The organism is Streptomyces sp. NPDC001880 (genome assembly GCF_053594575.1).
Genome location: NZ_JBSFET010000296.1, coordinates 1 through 1164 on the forward strand (window position 1 = coordinate 1; position 1164 = coordinate 1164).

The window sequence follows — 1164 nt, forward strand, 5'->3', positions numbered from 1 at the left end:
CGCGCCGCGACCTCCTTGCCCTCCGCCGACGACGGCACCAGCACCGCCACCGGCGACACCGCCTCACACGCGGCCTGCAACGCATCCACCTTCGGCACCACCAGATACTCCGCGAACTCCGGCGCATCCACCGTCACAACCCGCACCGCACCGTGCTCCGCCAGCACACCCGCCGTACCCGCGGCACCCGCACCCACCGCGAGCGCCACCGGCTCACCCACCCGACGCGCCAGCGTCAACAACTCCAGCGTGGGCTTGCGCACCGCACCGTCCACGTGATCGACAAAGACCAGAACTTCAGCCATGGGACTTCAATCTCCTGCCAGTAGCAAAGAACAGACGAAAGGAACAGCCAAGGAGCCGGTCAGATGAACTTCTGACCCGCGAGGAACTCGGCCAGCCGCCGCCCGCCCTCACCCTCGTCCTTCACGATCGTGCCCGCCGTACGCGCCGGACGCTGCGCCGCGGAATCCACCACCGTCCAGGCACCCGCCAGACCGACCTCGTCCGCCCCGACCCCCAGATCCCCCAGGTCCCACGACTCGACCGGCTTCTTCTTCGCCGCCATGATCCCCTTGAACGACGGGTAACGCGCCTCACCCGACTGGTCCGTCACCGACACCACCGCCGGCAACGACGCCTCCACCCGCTCCGACGCCGAGTCCCCGTCACGACGACCCCGCACCACACCACCCTCGACCGACACCTCGGACAACAGCGTCACCTGCGGCACACCCAGCCGCTCCGCCAGCACCGCCGGCAGCACACCCATCGCCCCGTCCGTCGACGCCATACCGCAGACCACCAGGTCGAAACCCGCCTTCTCCACCGCCTTCGCCAGCACCAGCGACGTACCCATCACATCACTGCCGTGCAGATCGTCGTCCTCGACATGAACCGCCTTGTCCGCACCCATCGACAACGCCTTGCGCAACGCGTCCTTGGCATCCTCCGGACCCACCGTCAGCACGGTGACCTCCGCACCATCCGCCTCGTCCGCGATCTGCAGCGCCTGCTCCACCGCGTACTCGTCCAGCTCCGACAGCAGACCGTCCACATCGTCCCGATCCACCGTCAGGTCATCGGCGAAATGCCGGTCACCGGTGGCGTCGGGCACGTACTTCACACAGACAACGATCCTCAAGCTCACGCCGGCTCTCCTAC

Annotated in this window: 1 protein-coding gene and 1 pseudogene; both read right to left on the reverse strand. The window is 67.9% G+C overall.

Annotated features, from left to right (window positions below; translation table 11 throughout):
• Positions 1 to 305: pseudogene (locus tag ACWCQ6_RS37400) on the reverse strand (electron transfer flavoprotein subunit alpha/FixB family protein); the annotation flags it as partial.
• 59 nt (positions 306 to 364) lie between these two features.
• Complete coding sequence (locus ACWCQ6_RS37405) at positions 365 to 1150, reverse strand: electron transfer flavoprotein subunit beta/FixA family protein (RefSeq protein ID WP_451096985.1); 786 nt, start codon at positions 1148 to 1150, stop codon at positions 365 to 367.
• Between the last annotated feature and the right edge of the window lie 14 nt (positions 1151 to 1164).